This window comes from Halochromatium sp. (assembly GCF_054919635.1).
In genome coordinates this window covers 1-21,227 of record NZ_JBUDPI010000022.1, presented here as the reverse complement: position 1 = coordinate 21,227, position 21,227 = coordinate 1, and the positions used below count along the sequence as shown (strand labels likewise).

Annotated in this window: 20 protein-coding genes; 13 read left to right on the top strand and 7 right to left on the bottom strand. The window is 62.2% G+C overall.

Features of this window, described 5'->3' with window-relative positions:
- Positions 1–131: 131 nt before the first annotated feature.
- Complete coding sequence (locus ACY693_RS02865; RefSeq protein WP_462320323.1) at positions 132–332, bottom strand: YgaP family membrane protein; 201 nt, start codon at positions 330–332, stop codon at positions 132–134.
- Between the two features lie 146 nt (positions 333–478).
- Here ACY693_RS02865 and ACY693_RS02860 point away from each other — a divergent pair, with 146 nt between their 5' ends.
- From ACY693_RS02860 to ACY693_RS02850, 3 genes are read left to right on the top strand one after another with little or no spacing between them, the layout of a single operon-like run.
- Complete coding sequence (locus ACY693_RS02860; RefSeq protein WP_462320322.1) at positions 479–2,056, top strand: bifunctional aminoglycoside phosphotransferase/ATP-binding protein; 1,578 nt, start codon at positions 479–481, stop codon at positions 2,054–2,056.
- Between the two features lie 34 nt (positions 2,057–2,090).
- Positions 2,091–2,546 carry an adenylate/guanylate cyclase domain-containing protein gene (locus ACY693_RS02855; protein WP_462320321.1) on the top strand — a complete coding sequence of 152 codons (456 nt, stop codon included), beginning with the start codon at positions 2,091–2,093 and terminating at the stop codon, positions 2,544–2,546.
- Positions 2,533–3,198: an adenylate/guanylate cyclase domain-containing protein gene (locus ACY693_RS02850; RefSeq protein WP_462320325.1), complete on the top strand. Its 666-nt coding sequence runs from the start codon at positions 2,533–2,535 to the stop codon at positions 3,196–3,198. Before ACY693_RS02855 ends, ACY693_RS02850 begins: the two co-directional genes overlap by 14 nt.
- Before the next feature lie 15 nt (positions 3,199–3,213).
- Here ACY693_RS02850 and ACY693_RS02845 read toward each other — a convergent pair whose 3' ends face one another.
- Positions 3,214–4,893: an OmpA family protein gene (locus ACY693_RS02845; RefSeq protein ID WP_462320320.1), complete on the bottom strand. Its 1,680-nt coding sequence runs from the start codon at positions 4,891–4,893 to the stop codon at positions 3,214–3,216.
- A gap of 294 nt (positions 4,894–5,187) precedes the next feature.
- Complete coding sequence (locus ACY693_RS02840) at positions 5,188–6,609, bottom strand: NAD(P)H-binding protein (RefSeq protein ID WP_462320319.1); 1,422 nt, start codon at positions 6,607–6,609, stop codon at positions 5,188–5,190.
- A gap of 302 nt (positions 6,610–6,911) precedes the next feature.
- On the opposite strand from ACY693_RS02840, the gene ACY693_RS02835 reads away from it, so the two are divergent.
- From ACY693_RS02835 to ACY693_RS02825, 3 genes are all read left to right on the top strand, one after another.
- Positions 6,912–7,436, top strand: coding sequence for a ferritin (locus ACY693_RS02835; protein WP_462320318.1), 525 nt, complete (start codon positions 6,912–6,914; stop codon positions 7,434–7,436).
- Between the two features lie 262 nt (positions 7,437–7,698).
- Positions 7,699–8,427, top strand: coding sequence for an alpha/beta hydrolase (locus ACY693_RS02830; protein WP_462320317.1), 729 nt, complete (start codon positions 7,699–7,701; stop codon positions 8,425–8,427).
- A gap of 33 nt (positions 8,428–8,460) precedes the next feature.
- Entirely contained in the window at positions 8,461–9,117 is a 657-nt protein-coding gene (locus ACY693_RS02825; protein ID WP_462320316.1) for a DUF599 domain-containing protein, read from the top strand.
- A gap of 87 nt (positions 9,118–9,204) precedes the next feature.
- Here ACY693_RS02825 and ACY693_RS02820 read toward each other — a convergent pair whose 3' ends face one another.
- The 4 genes from ACY693_RS02820 to lapB all read right to left on the bottom strand — a co-directional run bounded on the left by ACY693_RS02820 (position 9,205) and on the right by lapB (position 12,548).
- Entirely contained in the window at positions 9,205–9,345 is a 141-nt protein-coding gene (locus ACY693_RS02820; RefSeq protein WP_462320315.1) for a hypothetical protein, read from the bottom strand.
- A gap of 249 nt (positions 9,346–9,594) precedes the next feature.
- Positions 9,595–10,467: a UTP--glucose-1-phosphate uridylyltransferase GalU gene (gene galU / locus ACY693_RS02815; RefSeq protein WP_462320314.1), complete on the bottom strand. Its 873-nt coding sequence runs from the start codon at positions 10,465–10,467 to the stop codon at positions 9,595–9,597.
- Positions 10,468–10,519: 52 nt separating this feature from the next.
- Positions 10,520–11,242 (bottom strand): orotidine-5'-phosphate decarboxylase, encoded by a 723-nt coding sequence (gene pyrF / locus ACY693_RS02810; RefSeq protein WP_462320313.1) that lies wholly within the window; start codon positions 11,240–11,242, stop codon positions 10,520–10,522.
- Between the two features lie 94 nt (positions 11,243–11,336).
- Positions 11,337–12,548: a lipopolysaccharide assembly protein LapB gene (gene lapB / locus ACY693_RS02805; RefSeq protein WP_462320324.1), complete on the bottom strand. Its 1,212-nt coding sequence runs from the start codon at positions 12,546–12,548 to the stop codon at positions 11,337–11,339.
- A gap of 319 nt (positions 12,549–12,867) precedes the next feature.
- Between lapB and ACY693_RS02800 the strand changes: the two genes are divergently transcribed.
- The 7 genes from ACY693_RS02800 to aspS all read left to right on the top strand — a co-directional run.
- On the top strand, positions 12,868–13,581 hold the full coding sequence (locus ACY693_RS02800) for an SDR family NAD(P)-dependent oxidoreductase (protein WP_462320312.1): 714 nt from the start codon (positions 12,868–12,870) through the stop codon (positions 13,579–13,581).
- 72 nt (positions 13,582–13,653) lie between these two features.
- The gene (locus ACY693_RS02795; protein ID WP_462320311.1) at positions 13,654–14,058 is read left to right on the top strand and encodes a hypothetical protein; all 405 of its coding nucleotides are present in this window, start codon (positions 13,654–13,656) and stop codon (positions 14,056–14,058) included.
- Between the two features lie 55 nt (positions 14,059–14,113).
- Complete coding sequence (locus ACY693_RS02790; protein WP_462320310.1) at positions 14,114–15,061, top strand: GGDEF domain-containing response regulator; 948 nt, start codon at positions 14,114–14,116, stop codon at positions 15,059–15,061.
- Between the two features lie 34 nt (positions 15,062–15,095).
- On the top strand, positions 15,096–18,494 hold the full coding sequence (locus ACY693_RS02785; protein WP_462320309.1) for a hybrid sensor histidine kinase/response regulator: 3,399 nt from the start codon (positions 15,096–15,098) through the stop codon (positions 18,492–18,494).
- A gap of 22 nt (positions 18,495–18,516) precedes the next feature.
- Positions 18,517–19,062 (top strand): ribosome biogenesis factor YjgA, encoded by a 546-nt coding sequence (gene yjgA / locus ACY693_RS02780; RefSeq protein WP_462320308.1) that lies wholly within the window; start codon positions 18,517–18,519, stop codon positions 19,060–19,062.
- A gap of 75 nt (positions 19,063–19,137) precedes the next feature.
- A complete protein-coding gene (locus ACY693_RS02775) occupies positions 19,138–19,494 on the top strand; it encodes an FmdB family zinc ribbon protein (RefSeq protein ID WP_462320307.1) in 357 nt (118 codons plus the stop codon).
- A gap of 229 nt (positions 19,495–19,723) precedes the next feature.
- Positions 19,724–21,227, top strand: a 1,504-nt coding sequence (aspS, locus tag ACY693_RS02770; protein WP_462320306.1) for an aspartate--tRNA ligase, incomplete at its 3' end; no start/stop codon positions are given.

The window sequence follows — 21,227 nt, the reverse complement described above, 5'->3', positions numbered from 1 at the left end:
AAGGCAAACGAAAATCCTGCGCAATTCGGTATGAGCTTTTCCGGCAATCGCCTTAGAATGATGGCCCAGGTTGCTGAGATAGCATGCTGGGCCAGAAGGTTTGAACTAGAGTGCTTGGCAAGAAGGCCGGACTAGAATGCTGGGCCGGGCTCTTTGCCGAGCTTCTTCAGGATCACTGCGAGCGGGCAGAAGCCGGTGAAGGCCGACTGGAGCAGATTAAGTCCAACGAAGCCGGTAAACCAGAGCCAGAGTGGGCTGACAGTCGCGGCCAGGATGGCGGAGATCAGCACAAAGGCGCCGGCGACCGCGAAGACAATGCGTTCGATACTCATCGATGTAACCTCAAACAGAGCGTGAATCACGCAATGCCCTTTAGTCTATTGAATCCGCGTCCGTTTTCGCAAGCCTGCAGACGCGCTAATCGCGGCGCTTGCGGCGCCACTGCCTCTGCTCGCGCGACACTGACGCTCTTTTCTAGATGCTAGCCAACGAGCTATCGTCCCTTGCTGGTCTGCTCGAGCCTGGTGCCTATCCGCATCCGGTTGACCGAGTCGAGGCTATAGCCACGCACATCTCGCAGCTGTTCTTGGCCGGGGACTTCGCGTACAAGCTCAAGCGCCCGGTGTCGCTCGGGTTTGTCGACTTCTCAACCCTCGGGCGACGGCGTTTCTACTGTGAGGAGGAGCTACGGCTCAATCGTCGTTTGGCGCCGCAGCTCTATCTCGGCGTGGCTAAAGTCGTGCGCCTGCGCGACCAGGTGAGCATCGGCGGCGAGGGCGAGGTGGTCGATTATGCCGTGCGTATGCGCCGCTTCCCGCAGCAGTCGCTGCTCTCTGAGCAATCGCTCAACGGCGAGCTGATCGACCGCTTGGCTGAGCGTGTCGCTCGCTTCCACTCAAGCTTAGCGCCGGCGGCGCCGGATACCCCTTATGGCGAGCCGAGCGCCGTCTTGGCGCCGATGCTCGACAACTTTCCGCCGCTTCGCACCGCACTCGCGCACGACGATGAATCGAGCGACGAGCTCAGGTTGCGGCTGCAGCGACTTGAGCGCTGGACGCGCAAACGCTTTGATGACCTGCGGCCGGTGGTCGAGGAGCGACGCCGAGCGGGCTTCATCCGCGAATGTCACGGGGATATGCATCGGGGTAACATTGTGGTGCTCGATGGGCAGCCGGTCATCTTTGACTGTATCGAGTTCAATCCGAGCCTGCGTTGGATTGACACCATGAGCGAGGTCGCTTTCCTGACCATGGATCTGGCGCAGAGTGGTGCCAACAACTTTGCCCGCCGCCTCCTCAACCGCTACCTCGAGGTCTGCGGCGATTATTCCGGGCTGCGTCTGCTGCCCTTATACCAGGTCTACCGAGCGCTGGTGCGCGCTAAGGTGTGCGCGATCCAGTACAGGCAATCTGATGCCATGAGCGATGACAGGAATCAGGCACGCGCCGCCCTCCACCACTATCTTGGCGTCGCCCGACAATGCACCGCTCGGCACCGTGCGAAGCTGTTCATCACTCACGGTCTATCTGGTAGCGGCAAGACCTGGATCGGCAACCTCCTGCGCGAGCACATGCCGATCATTCAAGTCCGCTCCGATATCGAGCGTAAGCGATTGTTTGGGCTCCTTGAGGAGCGCGATTCGGCGAGACCACCGCCGGCCGATCTTTACTCTGCCGAGGCCACTAAGCGGACCTACCAACGCCTTCTGACGCTAGCGCGCGAGCTGATCGAGGCAGGCTTTAGCGTCCTCGTCGATGCGACCTTCCTCAAGCGCGAGCAACGCGCTCTGTTCCTGGCGCTCGCGCGCGCACTCGAGTGCTCGACCCGCATCCTCGTTATGCAAGCGCCGATGCACCTGTTGCGCGAGCGGATCAGTGCGCGTCGCGTTGCCGGGGAGGATGCCTCGGATGCGGACATCGATGTGCTGAGCTTGCAGCTTGCTAATCGCGAGCCATTAACCGAGATCGAGCACCAACATGCGGTCTTCCTCAATAGCGATACGCCGATGCAGGTGGAAGCGGTGCTTGCGCACATCGCTGGCGATAAGGGCTGCTGAGGCTAGAGGATGTTACCCTTGAGAACACCGGTCCATGCAGCATCGTAATCGGAGCGAGCTCTTCGCCGGAATCGAGCAGGCCGTGCGTGATCTCGAGGCCGAAGGCCTGCTGCGTCTCGAGCATGCGATGCCGCAAGAGGCGATGCGGCAAGCACTCGAGCGACATCTTGATCCGGTGCTGGATCGATTTCTGCTCGAGTCGCAGCCGCAGGTCGAGGCCTACGCGACGGTCTTGATTGCCGATATTCGCGGGTTCACCGAGCTGATGTCGTCGCTACCGATGGCGACCATGATTGAGGTCCTCAATCACTGGTTCGCCTCTATGACCCAGATCATCGAGCGATTCGGTGGCGTGGTTGATAAGTTCGTTGGGGATGCGGTGATGGCGCTGTTTGGGCTTCCGGAGGCCCGTGGCGATGATCCTGTGCGCGCCCTGGCTTGTGCTGCGGAGATGCAGCGGGCCATGCTAACGCTCAATCAGCAGCATTAAGCCCCGGGGTCTGCCCGAGATCTTCGCTGGCATCGCGCTCAATACCGGCCGTCTGGTTGCCGGGAGTTTCGGTGCCGAGGCGCACAGCGAGTATACGGTGATTGGCGATGTCGTGAATCTCGCCTCGCGCATGGAGTCCTTCGCGCTGCGCGGTCAGGTGCTGATCAGCGAGACAACCCGAGCTGCTGCAAATGATCGGGCTGAGGTCGGTGCCGTCAACGTCGTCCGCTTCAAGGGCATCAGCCATCCGGTGCAGCTCTACGAGCTGCGTGCCGTGCGTGCCGCGCAGCAGTACAGCGTACCCCCTGTCGAGGTACGCAGGGCACCACGCATCAGCGTCCGCCTGGAGGCGACCTTCCGCCAGATCGATGGCAAATGTATTCGTCCCGCCTCGATCCCCGGGCTGATCAACGACATCGGTTATCTCGGGCTGCGAGCGGAGCTGCCCCTCGGGTTGCCCGATGCCTCAGACGTGTTGATCACCCTCGCACCTCAGCAGGGGCTACCTGATGTCGGCGATCTCTACGCCCGAGTCGTGCAGACAGTCCCTTGGGCGGGGCATTTCCGCACCAGCCTTGAGCTCAGCTCCGCCGATCCAGTGTCGCGTCAGCGACTCAAGGATCTGATCGACGAGTCGCTATGGCGCCATTGAGCGGCCATTGAGCGGCTACTGGCGCGCCGACTCGCTATCGTCCTTGCGCATGACGTAGAGCGCGACTCGGCGGTTGCGCTGGCGCCCTGCCTCGGTTGCATTGTCGGCGATTGGCTGTGTCGAGCCCAGGTCCTCAATCGTCAGCCGCTCGGGCTGGACCCCGCGCTCGACGAGCGCCTCGCGGACCGCAGCGGCCCGCTGCTCTGAAAGCTCAAGATTGAGTGCGGCACCGCCGGGGCTGTCAGTGTGGCCTTCGATCTGAACCCGGAGCCCCGGGTGGTCGAGGAGGATCTTGGCCAGTTGTGACAGGGTCGGTGCGGCGTCCTCCGGCAGCACCGCGCTACCGCTCGGAAAACGAATGTTCTCGTCGCTGAGGTTAACCAGGAGGCCGCGATCGGTTAGCTGCGCCTCGAGTGGCGCGAAGCGTTGATAGAAGTCGTGAACCTGCTCTGAGACCTGCTCGGTGACATTCTCGCGCAGCCTTGTGCGCTGCTCGCGAGCGCTCTGCAGGGCATCCTCTTGCTGCTGTAGCTCGCGACGCATCGCGTCGAGGGCGGCTTCGGCTTCGCTGATCCGGGCTTGGTCATTGGCTGACTTGGATTGATGCGCATCCTCGCGTGCAGCGAGCCGCTGCTTCAGCTCCTCAAGCGAGGTCTCCGCCTCGTTGAGCTTGGCGCTGAGTTCGGTTTGCTCTTGTTGATACGCGGCTGTCTGCTGGGTCATGGCCTCCCGCTCTGCCTCGAGTGCTTCGCTGAGCTCGCTGATGCGCGCTTCAGCCTCGGCCAGCGCCTGTGACAGCTCCTCGCTGTGGCGTTGCTCAAGGCGAGCAATCGCGGCCTCTTTGTCTTGCACAAGTCGTTGCTGCAGCGTCTCCATGGTCGCTTCGGCCTCGGCCAAGGCTGCCGCACGCCGATCCTCATGCTGAGCCTTGGCGTCGGCAACGGCTTGCTCCAAGGCCTCACGTTCGGCCTTGAGCTCGGCCTGCAGCGCCGCAATCCGCTGATTGGCATCGCTCAGCTGTTCCTCGAAGGCGGCTCGCTCGGCCTCTATACGCGCGCTGAGCTCGGCCATCGCTGCTTCGTCGACATCTTGATCGGATTGGCCGTCGGCGTGCGCGGTAGCAAGCTGATCGCGCTCGGCCGTCATTGATTGAAGGCTGGCCTCCAGCTGTTCGATGCGTGCTTGCAGCGCCTCTGCTTCGGGGCTTGGACCGGCTTCGTCGGTATCGGCCAATCGCGCCTCCAATGCGGCGCTGGCCTCGATCGCGCTCCGGAGGTCTTGCTCGAGCTTGTCCTTGGCGCGCTTCCAAGCCTCGGTCTCGGCTGTCAGCAAGGTCTTCTCGGAGCTGAACTCATCGAGCCGCTCGCTTAGCTCTGCGAGGCGTTGCTCGTGGGCTTGCTGCATGGCACTGGCTGCGCCTTGATGCTCGGCCTTGAGGCGGTCTAGCTGCTCGGTGTGACGGCTCTGGAGTGCGCTGATCTCGGTCTCGGCGTCTTCCAACGCCTGGGTTGTCTTGGCCAGCTCGTCCTTGACGGCATCTAGGTTGTGGCTGAGAGAACGCAAGGTCTGATGTCCATCGCCGATCTGCGCTTGCAGCTGGTCACTGTGGTAGTTGTAGAGCGAATAGACTGCGATCAGTGTGGCAAGCACGAGCCAAAACAATGGCTTCCAGATCGATTGAGATGAATCGGGCACGTCGACATCCTCCGGCACGCGTCGCGCTCTGACACTGGCGCGATCTTGTTGGTCTAAGGCACGAGAACTGCGCTGAGCCGCAGCATCTCGCCGAGTAGCCGCGAGGCAGCTCGGCGCGCGATGTCCGCTCCTATGGCTCGCGCCAGGAGCCGCCAACATTATGCCGTGTTCTTCGCAGCCAGGCATCGGCTTGCTCTGGCTTCGGACTGCCTGGCCAGCGTTGCGCCCTGGCTAGCCTGCGTTAGCAGCTATGGAGTGAGCCTCGTTGCTCAGTGGCGTTGCTGAGTCGCCTTACTAACGGGCCAGACGTGCGAGGCGAGACTGGTAGCGACGCATCACCAGCAGGTGAGCCGTTGCCTGGGTGACGAGATAGAGATACCAGGGCAGGGCTGGGGCGTAATCATGGATGGCGGTCATGGTGTAGCGCCCGCCCAGCAGCGTCTGAAACTCGAACCGGGCACGGCCGTCGCCCTCGCGGGCGAGCAGGCCGCCGGCGATCTCGTAGATCTGGCGCTCCGGGGTGCTGACCTCGGCCATGAGCTGTAATCTCAGCAGCTTCAGCCGCGGCAGCCTTGACCAGACCTCGACATCTCCGTTGTCTGCGACGCAGCTGCGCACCAGCGGCCAGCAGCATTCACCAAGCCAGCGGAAATAGTTGCCGGCCAGCCAGGCCGCATCCTGCCCGGGTGGCAGGATGGCGCGCTGGATTGAGCGCACAAGTGATTGCTCGCGCATGATCTCCCGATCCTGCTCTTTGAGACGCTGGCGCGGACTTGGCAATAGGCGCCCGCTGATCGGATCGATACTGGCTTGCAGCGCGGCACGAAAGCCGAGGGCTTGCGGCTCGATGGCCTGCTGTATTGGGTTGTCGCGCATCCGCGTATCCTGCGGCAGGCTCTCAACAATGGCGCCAACCATGGCGGCTGGTGCACGACTCACGGCGCGGGCGGTCAAGGCTGCGAGCCCGACCGGTAGGACCGGGACGCGGATGAAGCGCCGCCTAAGGCCCAAGGTCTCTGCGGTCTGGCGCAGCATCGCCTCATAGCTGAGCGACTCAGCGCCGCCAATGTCGAAGGCACCAGGAAACTGCTCGGGTCTTCCGAGGCAGTGCAGGATGGCCCGCACCAGGTCTGGGAGTGCAATCGGCCTCGTCGAGGAGGCAGCCGCTGGTGGCAGCAGCAGGATCGGCAAGCGGCGGACGAGGTCGAGCAAGAGGCGCGGCCCGGTGCCGCCTGGCCCCATTACCAGGCTGGCGCGAAGCGCGGTCACTGGGGTGCCTCTAGAGCCGAGGACCATCTCGACCTCGCGTCGGCTCCATAGCAGTGGCGAGAAACGGAAGCTCTCCGGCATCACGCCACTGACGAAGACGATCTGCTTCACGCCATTGATGGCGGCGGCAGCCGCGAAGTTGTCGGCGAGCACCAGATCCATGTCGCGCGGACTTGCCTGGGTCAGTCGTGACGAGGGTGCCAGCGAATGGACGAGATAGACGGCGTAGTCGATATCGGCGAGCCCGGCGATCAACTCGCTCGAGCAGAACAGGTCGCATTGCCGCCAGTTGACGCGTCCTGTTGGGTCAGGTGTGCGTGCGCGCGCTGGCGAGCGCGTGAGAGCGATGACCTCGAAGCGCTCGGCGAGCAGGGGGCAGAGGGCAGTGCCGATGAAGCCGCTCGCGCCGGCAATGGCGACACGGGGCCTAGGGGGTTGGATGGTCATGCGATCTGGTCTTGGCCTCTACGCCTGCTGTGCGTCTCGACGAGGCGAACGTCTTGTCGGCTGGAGCTTCACTGTACCTAGGCCGGAGTCGGTCCCACAAGCAGACGCCGTCACGACCAGTCACGCGCTGCTTGAAGACCTGGCCCCATGCGCTGCAGCTCGGCCGGGTGCTGGGTGGCGGTTGGGCGGCCGTTGCGCAAGCCGAGGGTCGGCGCCAAGCTTGAAAACGGCGCTCGACTCGCAACCTGAATGCTCTGTAGTCTTTGTGTCCAGGCGACGACGCACCTTACGGAGACCCGTCGATGATTTCTACCGAGATGGCCTCGCGCATCAATGCGCAGATCAACAGAGAGCTCTTCTCTGCCTACTTCTACCTCGGCCTGTCGGCGCAGGCAGAAAGCAGCAATCTGGCCGGGACAGCGGCCTGGTTCTTGGCCAAACATGGCGAAGAAATGGCGCATGCGCTGAAGATGTATCGCTATCTCCTAGATCAGGACGCCACCGTGGAGCTGGAAGCGGTCTCCGCGCCACCGGCAAAGACGGCCGGCATCATGGATATGTTCGAGCGCACGCTGAGCCACGAGCGCAGCGTGACTAGCGCGATCAATGATCTGGTTGATCACGCCGCGCATGAGAAGGACCACGCGACACATATCTTCTTGCAATGGTTTGTGACCGAGCAGATCGAAGAAGAGGCGACCGTCAACGACATCTTGGGGCGTTTGCGGCTCTTTGGCGATCAGGGCCAGGGTCTGCTGATGATCGACAACGAGCTAGCGGCCGCGGCAAAGAAGATCACGGCAGCAGCACCAACGGCGGCGGCTTAACGCGGCTTTCAGGTATGGGCCATGTCCAAGAAAAAGGACAAATGCTGCAAAAAATACAAAGAGGGCAAGCGTTGCAAGAACTGCCCCAAGCGTGGCAGCGTCAGCGACCAACCACCCATTTGAGACCAGTTGAGTCTAGTCGACCTTGGAGAGCGATCTCATGATCTCACTGCGTTGCCTGGTTCGTTCGTGCTCTCGCATCGCTGCTCGGTGTGGAGCGATCCGACCTTGGTCACCATCTTGGTCGCGGCAACAGCCGGCGTTGGTCTTGATCATTGGCGTCCTGACTGCGCCGATGGTGACGGCCAGCGAGGGTGCGTCCGCCGAACAGTCGAGCGATCACGCGGACTCCTGGACCGACGACTGGCCCGAAGAGTTCGATGTTGTCTCGCAGATCGCCTCGGTCAATGAGGGGGAGCTTGAGTTCCTTCCTAAGATGGCTGCAGATGGTGCCCATTATCACCGCAATCGGATCGCGATCACCGAGACGAGCCTCGATCTTGGTTGGGTCGAGCTGAGTCAGTGCCACGAGAACATCGATCCGGTGCCCGCCGCACAGATCCTGTTCCGCGCCGACGGTATCCGCAACCTGACGATCGCGCGTAGCGAGAACATCGGTCGCGCCTGGGTTGAGGGTCACAGTGTGCAGCTCGAAGACGTCGGTGTTGACGCGGAGCTTTGCATCCGTGCCCAGAGTCGCGCCCTGCAGTCGCTTGGGGATGGCCTCTTTCGGCTCCGTAATGGCCCCTACATGCGGCGCTTCTTGGACGGCTATTATCCGATGCGTGTCGCGCTCAATATCGACTATCCTAGCGAGCGGCTGCGTCTCGTCGGACAGACCCCTGCCAGCCAAGAAGGCTTCAACGTCGATCAAACCACCGAGGGTCTGACAGTCGATGCCACCTTCGAAGGGCGGTTGATCACCTGTTTCGACTTCTGCGAGCGCGACAACGAAGCCTGCGATGACATGGCCCCGGCTTGCGAGTTGTGAGCTGCACCTTGATTGCGTTTTTGGTGCCTAACGATGATTGCGTACTCGGACTGGACCCTCGAGCTGGCCTTGTCCGGCTCAGCGGCCGGCCTATTGATTGGTTATCACCTGCTTCATCTGCTCGAGGTCCGCTATTGGCCGACGCGGACATCGCTGGGGCGGAATAATCGCGCGAGGGCGCGCTGGGCCTCGAATGTGATGGCGCGGGGCGCTGATATCCTGGCGGTGCAGACGCTTCGCAATTGGACCATGGCAGCGACCTTCTTGGCCTCGACCGCGATAGTGATCGCGCTTGGCGTCCTGAGTGTTGCGCTCACCTACGAGGGGTTGGATCAGCTCAACAACATCTTCCACTTTGCTGGGATTCGCAGCCATAAACTGGCGGTGGTCAAGGCGTTGCTGGTGGCCTTCGTGTTCCTGGTTGCCTTCGTCAGCTTCTCCCTTTGCGTGCGCTTCTATAACCACGCCGCTTTCTTGCTCAATCTACCGCGAGATGAGCAAGAGGCACTGCTCGACTCAGAGGCTGCAATACGTGCACTGAGTCGCGGCGCCAGCGCCTACAACCTTGGGATGCGGTGCTACTACGTCGCCATCCCGGTCGCGCTGTGGCTGCTTGGACCCATTTGGCTCCTGGCCGGCGCCCTTGTCGTGACCGTGCTCATGTATCGGCTCGATCACGGCTACGGCTGAGGCTGAGCTCCGTCTCTACTGGGCCCCAGCTGGGATTCAGTTGGGTTCCAGTTAGACCTCAGCCAGATCTCAACTGGCGTTATCGACTTAGGCGAGCACCTCTTGGGTCACGAACAGATAACCGATCGAGATCGTCAGCACAACGACCGTGAGGTACGGAATCAGGATGCAGATGCCAGGAAGGTCGTTGCAGTCGCGGCTTAATCGACAGAGTTTGCAGTTCTTCACAGTGCCTCTCCTCGTTGTCAATGCAGCCCAATACCGAGCTTGTTGTGGGTGGTCTTGATCTAGGGCGGTATCCTACTAAATACGTCGGTTTCAGCAATCAATAAAATTCTATACCGCATCGATTTTGGCGTTATTTCCATCGATCAGCTGCCGCTTCAGGTTAGGTCAGGTTAGGCCGGGCTCGGCAGGGAAGGCGCTCAGGTTCGTGACCAATGGCGCCTGCCCGGGCCTCGTCAGGCATCAACCCCGTTACGAAGCGAGTGATCTGAGGTACTCCCGGAACGTCTCGCCAAGCTCTGGATGCTGCAACGCCAGCTCGACAGTCGCCTCCAGATAGCCCTCCTTGCTGCCACAGTCGTAGCGCTTGCCCTCGAACGGATGGGCGATCACCGTCTCTTCTTTGAGCAATGCGGCGATCGCATCAGTGAGCTGGATCTCGCCGCCGGCGCCGGCCTGGGTCTGTTGGAGCTTGTCAAAGATACTTGGGGTGAGCAGGTAGCGCCCAACCACGGCGAGGTTCGACGGTGCGTCTTCGGGCCTGGGCTTCTCGACGATCGAGGTCACGCGTAGCGTGCCATCGGGCTGCTCCTCAGTCTCGACAATTCCGTACTTGTGGGTCTCGTTCGGCGGCACCTCTTCGACGCTGAGGATGCTGGCGCCGGTGCGTTCGTGCAGCTCGGCCATTTGCTCGCAGACGCCCTTGCCATCGTTGGCGATGAGATCATCGGCGAGGAGGATCGCAAAGGGCTCCTGGCCAACGACCGGCTTTGCGCAGAGCACCGCGTGTCCAAGTCCGAGCGCCTCGGGCTGGCGCACATAGATGCAGTTGACGTGCTCCGGCAGGATCGTGCGCACGATGTTCAGTAGCTTGTCCTTGCCAGCGGCCTCCAGCTCGGACTCGAGCTCAGGGGCCTTATCGAAATGGTCTTCGATGGAGCGTTTGTGACGGCCGGTGATGAACACCAGCTGGGTCGCACCCGCTTGCTCGGCCTCTTCGGCGGCGTACTGGATCAGCGGTTTGTCGACCACGGGCAGCATCTCTTTCGGGCTTGCCTTGGTGACGGGGAGGAAACGGGTGCCGAGACCGGCAACGGGAAAGACGGCCTTATTGATCTTTGCCATGATGGCTCCTGTCATGTTGTTGGTTGAATAGCGATGGGGGTGGGTGTCGAGGTTAGTACGGATCGGCGCTCGCAGCGCGAAGCTCGGCTTGAATCGCAGCAAGTGCAGCCTGCGGGTCAGCTGCAGCGGTGATGGGGCGACCGATGACCAGATGATCGGCACCAGCGTTGATCGCCTGGCTCGGGGTCATGACCCGCTTTTGGTCACCGCTCGCACCCGGTGTCGGGCGCACACCGGGTGTCACCAGCAAGAACTGCCGACCAAGCCGTTGCCGCAGAGCAGCGGCTTCGCGCGGCGAGCAGACGACGCCATCGAGACCCGCCTTGGCAGTGAGCTCCGCAAGTTGCTCAACGCGGGCAAGCGCTGTGCCCGGGCAGCCGATGGCTCGGAGGTCATTGTCATCAAGGCTGGTCAGTAGGGTCACGGCGATCAGTAAGGGGCGATCTTGAGCTTGCGCAAGGCGCTCGCGCGCAGCTTGCATCATCGCCATGCCGCCAGAGGCATGCACATTCAGCATCCAGACCCCAAGCTCGGCGGCGGCGGCACAGGCCGCGGCGACGGTGTTCGGTATGTCGTGATACTTGAGGTCAAGAAACACATCGAAGCCACGACGGGTGAGTTGCTGCACCACGGTCGGGCCGGCACTGGTGAACAGCTCTTTTCCGACCTTGACTCGGCATTGCTGCGGGTCAAGCTGATCTGCGAGCGCGATCGCTGCATCGGCGGACGCGTAGTCGAGTGCAACGATGATGCGGGTGTTTGGCAGGGCTGGCATCGATAATCCGTTGAGTCGCGCAGTGGCGAGCAGTTGGCAGGGGTGGATTGGCTACTCGCTGACCGGTTGGTTGTTGATCGGCTGACTGACCGGGCTAGCCAGCGACGCTGGCCGAGGGGCTCGCGGTTAGGCCGCCGAGCGGCGCCAGTGGTTGAGGTGCAACCGCCTTAATACTGCCCCAATGCTTACAGCTGGGGCATTGCCAATGCAGGGCGCGGGCCTCGAAGCCGCATTGGTCGCACCGATAGCTTGGCTGTGCGGCGACCAGATGCCTGATCACCTCGAGCAGCTCTGTATCGCCCTCGGCCGCCTGCTCCGCAAACCGCGACAGGCGCAGCTCGAGCAGGCGCTCGGCGCCGATGAGGTCCGCGTGACCGCCGAGGTATTCGGTCAGGAAGCGCAGCGCTGCTGGCGCGCCATATTCACGCTCGATCGCCCGTGAGAGCTCGAGCATCAACGGTGGTGAGGGGTGCGAGGTGAACAGATCGCTCAGCTCTTTCGCAACGCCTTTGCGGCCCAGCCGCTCGCAGCAGCGCAAGAGCTCAGGTAGCATTGCAGGCAAGTAATCGGGGCCGCGCCGGGCCAGATGTCGATAGAGCATCAACGCTGACGCCGGGTCGCCACCATCCATCTCCATCTGCGCCTGGATCATCGTGGCGCGGATGCAATTCGGGTCAACCGCCTGTGCGTCGAGTAGGTGAGCGCGCGCCTCGTCGCGGCGGCCATGGCGGAGGCATTCATCGGCTAGCTCACAATGATAGTGCGCGATCTCGGTCTGCATCGGTCGATCGGAGCGCCGTCGCAATTGATCTGCCGTTTCCAGGCAGCGACGCCAGTCCTTTTCTGCCTGATAGATCTCGATCAGGCTGCGTAACGCGCGCCGATCTTGCAGACCTTGCTCGACCAGCTCCTGGAATAGATTCTCGGCTCGGTCGAACAGGCCGGCAAGCATGTAATCTCGCCCGAGCTCATAGAGGGCGTAGCCGCGCTGCGCGCTGCTCAGGCTCTCGCGGGCGACCAGGTTCTGGTGAATGCGGATGGCGCGGTCGACCTCGCCACGGCGCTGAAACAGGGCGCCGAGCGCGAGATGGGTCTCGGCGGTCTCACCATCGACCTCTGCGAGCTTCAAGAAGACATCGATCGCCTTATCCGGCTGCTCGTTGAGCAGATAGTTGAGGCCGCGACACAAGACCGGACCTGTGCTACCACAGTCACTCTCGACGCGCCGGTGCGCGCCGGTGCGCCTAGCGACAAGCCAACCGGAGGCGGCTGCGATCGGTAACAATAGGAAAAGCCATTGCATCAGATGCCAGCTGCTATCAGCACTCTAGGCAAAGCCAGGCCTCTTTATGGCGACTTGAACATGAAAACAGCAGCCAATGATACAGAGAACCTCGTGGGGACGCATGACGACTCGCAACGGCCCGGTCTAGACGCTAGCAGGTCCTGATGAGCCCAAACGGGCGTGGTCGCCCGGACTGGCGACGTTTACAGCCGGGCTGGATAGCCTTAGGGTTATACCCAGCCTGGAAGAAGGTGGCGGTTCGCAAGCCAGTGTTCCTGCTCAATTCAAGTCTTGCTGGCCGTCATCGACCAGCCGTCAATGTCTTCGGAGTGCATCATTTATGGGACAGTTTAACGATCGAACTGCGCTGGTGACTGGTGCGGCCGGTAACCTCGGTGGAGCGCTATGCGCGGCGCTGGTGGCAGAAGGCGCAAAGATAGCGATGCTCGATATCAGCTCAGAGGCGCTCGTCAAAGCCAGGGCGACGCTGCCGGATGCAGCCGAGATCGAGCTGTTTCCGACCGACTTGTTGGTATGCGACGAGATCGAGCGGACCGTGACCGCGGTCAAAGGACGCTTCGGTCGGATCGATATCCTGGCGAATGTGGCCGGTGGCTTTGCCATGGGGCCGCCGCTGCATGAGACCGACGATGCCACCTGGGATCGCATGCTCGATCTCAACCTGCGGAGTGTCTTTTACTGCTGCCGCGCGGTGGTTCCCGTCATGCTCGAGCAAGGTCAGGGCAGCATCGTCAATGTGTCGGCGCGAGCAGCGCTGATGCCTAAGGCCAACATGGGACCTTACTGCGCGTCCAAGGCGGGCGTTGTCGCGCTGACCGAGTCGCTGGCTCAAGAGCATAAGCAGGCTGGGATTCGGGTCAATGCGATCCTGCCCGGCACGGTCGACACGCCGGAGAACCGAGCGGCGATGCCCGACCAAGATCATTCACGGTGGGTGCCACCAGCCGCACTGGCTGATGTCATGGTCTTTCTTGCCTCCGATGCAGCAAGCTGTGTTACTGGAGCCGCGGTGCCGGTCTATGGCCGGAGCTAACGACTGATGTCTCTGCTATCTGCCGCGCGCCCGCCTATTGTGACTGTACTTGCGTCCTGGAGGCTGTTGCTGTTGATAGGCTGGCTCGGGGCCTTGGTCTGGGCGCTCCTCGCCCCGGTGCAGGCGCAAGCTGAGGCCTCCCTCGATGAGCAGACGCAAGCACTGATCGTCGACGCCGTCGAAGCCGCCTTCGAGCTTGACCTCTACAATAACCGGTGCCGGCAGGATCGCTCCGGACGCCGCACCGAAAACCTGAACAAGATCCTGGCAAGCGGCTTTCGCATGACGGTGCTCGATGCGCAGGATGATCTCTTTCCAGAAGGCTATTATCGCGATGCTCAAGCGCGCATGACCGAGGATTTCCTCCGGCGCCTGCGTGAGATGGGCGGCTGCTCAGGCGCTAAAGAGGCAAAGCTGCGTGATGCGTTGCGAGAGCGCTATGATCGAGCAATTCATGAGCTTGAGGCGTTTCCCTAGCGCGGCATCTGCGCACGGGGGATATCGAAGCCTCGGTGGGATGGGGGCGGTCGAGATGGCGACGAATGACTCTGGCTCGAAAGAGCGGCCGCAGGTGCTGATCGTCGACGATGTTCCCGAAAATATTGCGGTGCTCGCTGCGGCCCTGGAGGCCGATTGCGAGGTCTTCTTCGCCATGTCTGGTGATGAGGCCATCGAGATTGCCTCGAACGTACCGATCGACCTGATTCTGCTCGACATCATGATGCCGGATGTCGACGGCTATGAGGTCTGCCGTCTGCTGAAGCTCGATCCACGGCTCGCCGAGATCCCGGTGATCTTCGTCACTGCGAAGACGGATCTCGAAGATGAAGCGAAGGGCTTCGAGGTCGGTGGTGTTGACTATATTACCAAGCCAATCAAGCGGCTCAGGGTGCGAGCCCGGGTCAACACCCATCTGCAATTGAAGGCGAGTCGAGACCGAGTGCGCTCGCTTGCCAATGTTGATGGCATTGGCGGGATGCCAAACCGCGCGACCTTCGACAGTCTGCTAGAGCGCGAGACCCGACGTGCCGAGCTCGAGCAGGGGCCATTGTCGCTGCTGCTGATTGGCGTCGACGACTTCAGTGCCCTCGTGGATACCAAGGGTCATCTCGCGAGCCAAACCCTGCTCGAGCGCGTTGCCGAAGGATTGGCTCACCAGCCCCGGGGGCCGCTCGACTTCTGTGCTCACTTCGGCGGTCCCCAGTTTGCGATGATCCTGCCGCAGCAAGGCGTCGAGACCGCGCGTGATCGGGCGACTGCCGTGATCGATGCGGTGTCGCGGCTCGGGCTCAGGGGTATTGATCCCAGGTATCCGGTGACCGCGAGTGTCGGTGGGATGACGGTCGATTTCGCGCGGCTCGAGCCAACCAAGCGTCTGCGCTCCCAAGATCTCGCGTTTGCGGCATCAGAGGCATTGAAGCGAGCTGCGAGCAGTGGCCGGGGTCAACTCTGGCTCCAATGTTGGGAGCCCGCCGTCTAGAGGCCATGATCGGACCACAGAGAGGGACTTCAGCATGATTCGTCTCCAGCTTATTCTGCTGTGCATTGTCCTAGTGTATGTCTCGGCCACCAAGGCCGCTGCCCCGCTGGCTGATGAGGCAGCCGTGGGAGCACCTAGCGCCTCTCCATTGGTTGTCTCGGGTGATCAGGACCGCTACAGCACTGTCGGCCATCTGCAATTGTTGACCGACCCTGGCGGGGAGCTCGGGATCGCGGATGTTCGCTCTTTGAGTGGGGCCTCCACCTTCGCACCCGTCCGCACAGAGATCGACAATCTGGGTTTTGACCGGCGCGTGCATTGGGCCCGACTACAGATCGACAATCGGCTGGAGCGTCCCCAAACCTATTACCTTGCGCTGGCCTATCCGCTATTGGATTCAGTCATTGCTTACATCGATGGTCCGGATGGTCTAAGGCGCTACCAGACTGGTGATCGCGAGCCGTTCGGCTCGCGACCGGTGATTGCACGAAGCTTTCTCTTTCCCGTGAGCCTTCGGCCCGGTCAGCCGGTCACTGTCTATCTGCGGATCGAGACCGCTGGCTCACTGAATCTGCCGCTCGAGCTGCTCTCGCGCAACGGCGCATTCGAGCTCATGGCGACCGAATACAGCGTGCTCGCGCTCTATTATGGGGCGCTGTTGATGCTGGTGGTCTATAACATCTACCATTATTGGCGTCTCGGTGATGTCAATGCGCTCTATTTTGCTTTATTTATTAGTCTCTACGTCGCCTTTCAGCTCGCCCTGAACGGGATCTCATTCCAGTTCTTCTGGCCCAACCATGCTTGGTGGGCCAATGTGAGCCTACCCTTCTTCATGTCAGCGGCCTACTGGGCCGGCGTGTTGTTCACCCGTTCGATCCTCGACACGGCGACCAATGCCCCGGGCTTCGATCGCATCCTTCGCGGCCTTAGTCGGCTTGCCGGGATCGGCATGCTGCTCGCCCTGATTGCGCCTTACGACCTTGCGGTTCGTTTCTCGGTGACACTCGTCTTCACCGTGTTCTTTTTCGTCATTGTCGGTCTCAAGGTCGCCCTGCAAGGGTTTCGTCCAGCGCGCTACTACTCCTTGGGGTGGGGAGTGTTGTTGGGCTTCATGGTGATCTACGGGCTCAACGCCTTTGGCCTATTGCAGACGAACTTTGTCACCACCTGGGCTACCCAGATCGGTTCGGCCTTGGATGCGGTGATCCTCGCCTTTGCAGTCACCGATCGGTTCTATCTGCTCGAGGAGCAGCATCGTGAGATGCAGGCCTCCTCCGCGTATGCACTGCAGCAAGCGAACAACAAGCTAAACGAACTCAATGATGAGCTCGAGTCCCGGGTCGAGGAAGGCCTTCATGACCTGCGCGAAACCAACGCGCAGCTGCGTGCCGAGGCTGAGGTACGGCGTCAGGCAGAGGAGAAGGCAGAGGCTGCGAACCGTGCTAAATCCGAATTCCTGGCCAATATGAGCCATGAGATCCGAACGCCGATGAACGCCGTCGTGGGCTTCATCCATCTGCTTGAGAGCAGTTCTTTGAACTCGACCCAGCGCGATTATATTGCCAAGGCCGAGCGAGCGGCGCGGGTGCTGACGCATCTGATTCGGGATCTGCTCGATTTCTCCAAGATCGAAGCCGGCCGGCTCGAGCTGGAGCAGGTGGCCTTCAGCGTCAGCGCCTTGGTCGACCAAGCGCGCGACCTGGTCGAGTTGAGTGCGATCAACAAGGGCTTGGCGTTCAAGATCGAGCAAGCCGGCAGCGACGAGTGTTGGGTGATCGGCGATGAGGCGCGGCTGCGCCAAGTGCTGGTGAACCTGCTCAACAATGCCATCAAGTTTACCGAGTCGGGTGAGGTCAAGCTCGAGGTCCACTGTGAGCCCAGGGTGGATGGCTCAGTTCAGCTCGGCGTCGCTGTTTCTGATACCGGTATCGGTATTCGAGAGGATCAACGCGAGCGCCTGTTTCGACCCTTTACCCAAGCCGACGCCTCTATCACTCGGCGCTTTGGTGGCACTGGACTAGGTCTTGCCATCTGCCGCCGCTTGGTCGATCAGATGGGCGGAGAGGTCAGGCTGAGCAGCCGCTTGGGCGATGGTAGCCGCTTTTCCTTTGACCTGGTCTTACAGGCGGCATCGCCCGCTGAGTGTCCACGCCAGGCTGCGACTGAGGTGACCCCTGATGAGGCAGTGACCGGATTGCGCGTGCTGCTGGTGGAGGATCAGCCACTCAACCAGGAGGTTGCTGAGGCCATCCTCCGCCGCGCTGGCGCAGAGGTCCTGGTCGTCGAGTCGGGCACCGCCGCGCTCGCGCTGCTGGGTGAGCGCGGCGGTGATGCCGTCGACCTCATCTTGATGGACCTACAGATGCCAGGGATGGATGGCTATGAGACTGCGCAAGCGGTCCGCGCGCTGCCTGGCTGCGCCGAGCTACCGATTATTGCGATGACCGCCCACGCGACCGATGCCGAGCGCGAGCGCTGCCGCAAGGCTGGCTTGGATGGGCATCTGAGCAAGCCGATCGAGCGTGCTCGCCTTATCGAGACCCTGCGCTCAGTGCCGCGCGCTCAGGCCGTTGAGCGATCGCCAAAGGCTGAGCTCTCGGACGACAACTTGGCCGAGGTGCGCTCATTCGCGCTCAACCAGCCCGGCAAGCGACAGCTGAGCAAGCAGCAGCGCATGAGCCAGCCCGGACTGAGCCAGCCCGGAATGAGCCAGTACGCAATGAGCGATCAGGGCGCGAGCCAACCCGCTCTGACGTCGATGACTGAGCTTGGACCCGGACTGGAGCCGGTTGATGAAGAGATGCCTGACCACTGCGGCCGCCTGCGCCGTTTCGCGGAGCGTTTCGCGGGCCATGCGGCGGAGATACGCGCACTCGTTGATGCGGGCGACTGGGAGCGGGCAAAGGTTGCTGCACACGCCTTGAGCGGTGTTGCCTTGTCGCTCGGTATGCCACGGGTTGGCGCAACAGCAAAGGCGATCGAACATGTTATCGCCAACAGCGATCTGGAGGCGCAGATCCGAGACCCAGCATCCGCAGGAAACGCTCGGGTCGAGCCGTCGCTTGCAGCGACCTTGGGAGCCCAGGTCGGCGCGCTCGATGCGGCCTTAGCCGAGGCGTTGGACTCGATCCAACGCCTGGTCAGCAACCCGGAGTCGACCTCGAGCGCGGCGGTGACGACGGATGGCAACTTAGAGCCGCTGACTGAGGTCAACCTTGGAGTCGAGCTAGCGCGCGTCGATGCGCTCTTGGCGGCGCATAATCTCCGGGCCCGACTGGAGGTCGAGACGCTGGCTCAGCGTGTCGCTGATCCGCTGCTGCGCAAGGCACTCGAGGCGCTGTTGCAGGCCGTGCGTCGACTCGACTTTCGGACTGCCCGTGCGGCTGTCGTCGATCTCCTTGAGCAGCTCGAGCAAACGCCGGGTCAATGATCGATTGGAGTCCTATGAATCGATGAATCCTCGTCCAATGAGTCCCGCAACCGACGACCTCGAGCAGGCTGCGGATGAATCCAGACCCAGTCGAAGCCAGATCAAGCGTGAGCACCTGGCCTTGCAGAGCCTTGCTGAGCAGCTGCTAACACTGCCGCGTCAACAGCTCGAGGGGCTGTCGCTCAGCGAGGCGACCTGGGTCGCGATCGATGAGACCGCGCGGATCAAGGATCAGCGCGCATTGCGCCGCCATTACAAGCGCATCGCCAACTGCTTGGCACGCGAGAACACCGAGCCGCTGCAGGCACTGCTGGCCCAGCGCGAGGCGCAGGCACGTGCCGCGAGCGCGCGCCAGCACCAGGTCGAGCGGTGGCGCGAGCGCCTGATCGAGGAAGGCGACGAGGCCCTTGGCGAGCTGATCGGCGCCTATCCCGAGATCGACCGCCAACAGCTGCGTAGTCTGGTGCGTGCGGCTCAGCGCGATACCGAGCGGGGGCGTCCCGAGGCGCCGCGGCGGCTGTTTCGGCACTTGCGCGCCGTGCTCGACGCCGCTGCGAGCAATACATGAGCACGCCGCTTTGAAAACCGCCGTCAAAACCCCATACTCGCGCGGTTATCCAATCATTGCTTGGTGAGTGAGACCATGCCTATCTATGCGTATCGCTGCGGGGAATGTGGCCACGAGTTGGATGCACTGCAGAAGATCAGTGATCCGCCGTTGACCGACTGTCCGGCCTGTGGTGCCTCGGCGCTGACCAAACAGCTGACCGCTGCTGCCTTCCGACTCAAGGGCAGCGGCTGGTACGAGACCGACTTCAAGAAGGACAAGGACAAGCGCAAGAATCTGCATCAGGAGGGCGAACCGGCCAAGGACAAGTCCACAGACGAGAAGGCGAAGGACAAGCCAGCGGCCGATACCAAGCCCAAGTCTGATACGCCGGCGGCCAAACCTGCCGCAAAGGAGGCGCCGAAGCCGAAGGCGGCTGCGGCTGGCTCTTAGCAGCCGCGCAACAGGCGGTGGCGAACCCGTCGCTGGCGCCCTGGCACAGCGGGGTGGAGTCGCGAGTATCGACGTCCGTTCGAGCAATCGCCCCCTGCAAGCCTGCGCCGATTCTTGCGTGGTGGTTCCGGGGCCGTTATCTTGTTCGGTTTTGTCGGGCGGCCATTGCCGGCCGCATTTCGCTGGCTGGGCCCACCGGTTAGCAGGCAGTTAACGGGGATCGGACGCTATGCGCAGTCATTATTGCGGTGAGCTCGACAGCGGGCTCATCGACCGCGAGGTCAGTCTTTGCGGTTGGGTTCATCGCCGGCGCGATCACGGCGGCGTCATCTTTGTCGACCTGCGTGATCGCAGCGGCTTAGTCCAGGTCGTCTTCGATCCGGACCGCGCTGAGATCTTCGCGCTTGCCGAGCAGGTGCGCAGCGAATACGTGCTCGCCGTCACCGGTCGCGTGCGCCGCCGCCCCGAAGGCACCGAGAATCCCGAGCTCGCCACCGGCGAGGTCGAGGTGCTTGGTCTGTCACTTCAGGTCTTGAACGCCGCAGAGACGCCGCCGTTCCAGCTCGACGAGCACGGCGCCGATGCCTCCGAGGAGGTGCGGCTGCGCTACCGCTATATCGATCTGCGCCGCCCGGAGATGCAGCAGCGGCTGCGTCTGCGCAGCCGCATTACTCAGACCTTGCGCAACTTCCTCGATGCCCAGGGCTTCCTCGACATCGAGACGCCGATCCTGACCAAGTCGACCCCCGAAGGCGCGCGCGACTATCTGGTGCCCAGCCGGGTGCATCCGGGTGAGTTCTACGCCCTGCCGCAGTCGCCGCAGCTGTTCAAGCAGCTGCTGATGATGTCTGGGATGGACCGCTATTATCAGATTGCACGCTGCTTCCGTGACGAGGATCTGCGCGCCGATCGCCAGCCCGAGTTCACCCAGCTCGACATCGAGATGTCGTTCATGGATGAAACCGAGCTTACGGGCCTGATGGAGCAGATGGTGCGCGAGCTGTTCCGCACCGTGCTCGAGTGCGAGCTGCCCGATCCCTTCCCGCGCATGACCTATGCCGAGGCCATGCGTCGCTACGGCTCCGACCGGCCCGATCTGCGCGTGCCGCTGGAGTTGGTCGACGTCGCTGATCTGATGGGCGAAGTCGAGTTCAAGGTCTTCGCCGGCCCGGCGGCCGACCCTGAGGGCCGGGTCGCAGCTTTGCGTCTGCCCAAGGGCGCTGAGCTGACCCGCAAGGAGATCGACGACTACACCAAGTTCGTCGGCATCTACGGCGCCAAGGGGCTGGCCTATATCAAGGTCAACGACTGGGCCGGCAAGGGTCGCGAGGGTCTGCAGTCACCGATCCTGAAGTTCCTGCCGGACAGCGCGGTCGACGGCATCATGGCGCGCACCGGTGCGGAAGACGGCGATCTAGTGTTCTTTGGTGCCGACAAGACGACAGTGGTTAACGAAGCGCTCGGCGCGCTGCGGGTCAAGCTCGGTCATGACCGAGGGCTGGCCAGCGACGATTGGCAGCCACTCTGGGTGGTCGACTTTCCGATGTTCGAGAAGGACCCGCACACCGGCCGCTGGATGGCGCTGCATCATCCGTTCACGGCGCCGAAGGAGGACCAGCTCGAGAGCCTGGAGTCCAATCCGGGTGCCTGCCTATCGCGGGCCTATGATCTGGTGCTCAATGGTACCGAGCTCGGCGGCGGCTCGATTCGTATCCACCGCGAGGACGTGCAGC

Bases quoted from the DNA above. Each gene is read 5' to 3' on its own strand.
- ACY693_RS02865 (WP_462320323.1), bottom strand. From the start codon at position 332: ATGAGTATCGAACGCATTGTCTTCGCGGTCGCCGGCGCCTTTGTGCTG.
- ACY693_RS02860 (WP_462320322.1), top strand. From the start codon at position 479: ATGCTAGCCAACGAGCTATCGTCCCTTGCTGGTCTGCTCGAGCCTGGT.
- ACY693_RS02855 (WP_462320321.1), top strand. From the start codon at position 2,091: ATGCAGCATCGTAATCGGAGCGAGCTCTTCGCCGGAATCGAGCAGGCC.
- ACY693_RS02840 (WP_462320319.1), bottom strand. From the start codon at position 6,609: ATGACCATCCAACCCCCTAGGCCCCGTGTCGCCATTGCCGGCGCGAGC.
- ACY693_RS02835 (WP_462320318.1), top strand. From the start codon at position 6,912: ATGATTTCTACCGAGATGGCCTCGCGCATCAATGCGCAGATCAACAGA.
- ACY693_RS02825 (WP_462320316.1), top strand. From the start codon at position 8,461: ATGATTGCGTACTCGGACTGGACCCTCGAGCTGGCCTTGTCCGGCTCA.
- galU (WP_462320314.1), bottom strand. From the start codon at position 10,467: ATGGCAAAGATCAATAAGGCCGTCTTTCCCGTTGCCGGTCTCGGCACC.
- pyrF (WP_462320313.1), bottom strand. From the start codon at position 11,242: ATGCCAGCCCTGCCAAACACCCGCATCATCGTTGCACTCGACTACGCG.
- ACY693_RS02800 (WP_462320312.1), top strand. From the start codon at position 12,868: ATGGGACAGTTTAACGATCGAACTGCGCTGGTGACTGGTGCGGCCGGT.
- ACY693_RS02790 (WP_462320310.1), top strand. From the start codon at position 14,114: ATGGCGACGAATGACTCTGGCTCGAAAGAGCGGCCGCAGGTGCTGATC.
- ACY693_RS02785 (WP_462320309.1), top strand. From the start codon at position 15,096: ATGATTCGTCTCCAGCTTATTCTGCTGTGCATTGTCCTAGTGTATGTC.
- yjgA (WP_462320308.1), top strand. From the start codon at position 18,517: ATGAATCCTCGTCCAATGAGTCCCGCAACCGACGACCTCGAGCAGGCT.
- ACY693_RS02775 (WP_462320307.1), top strand. From the start codon at position 19,138: ATGCCTATCTATGCGTATCGCTGCGGGGAATGTGGCCACGAGTTGGAT.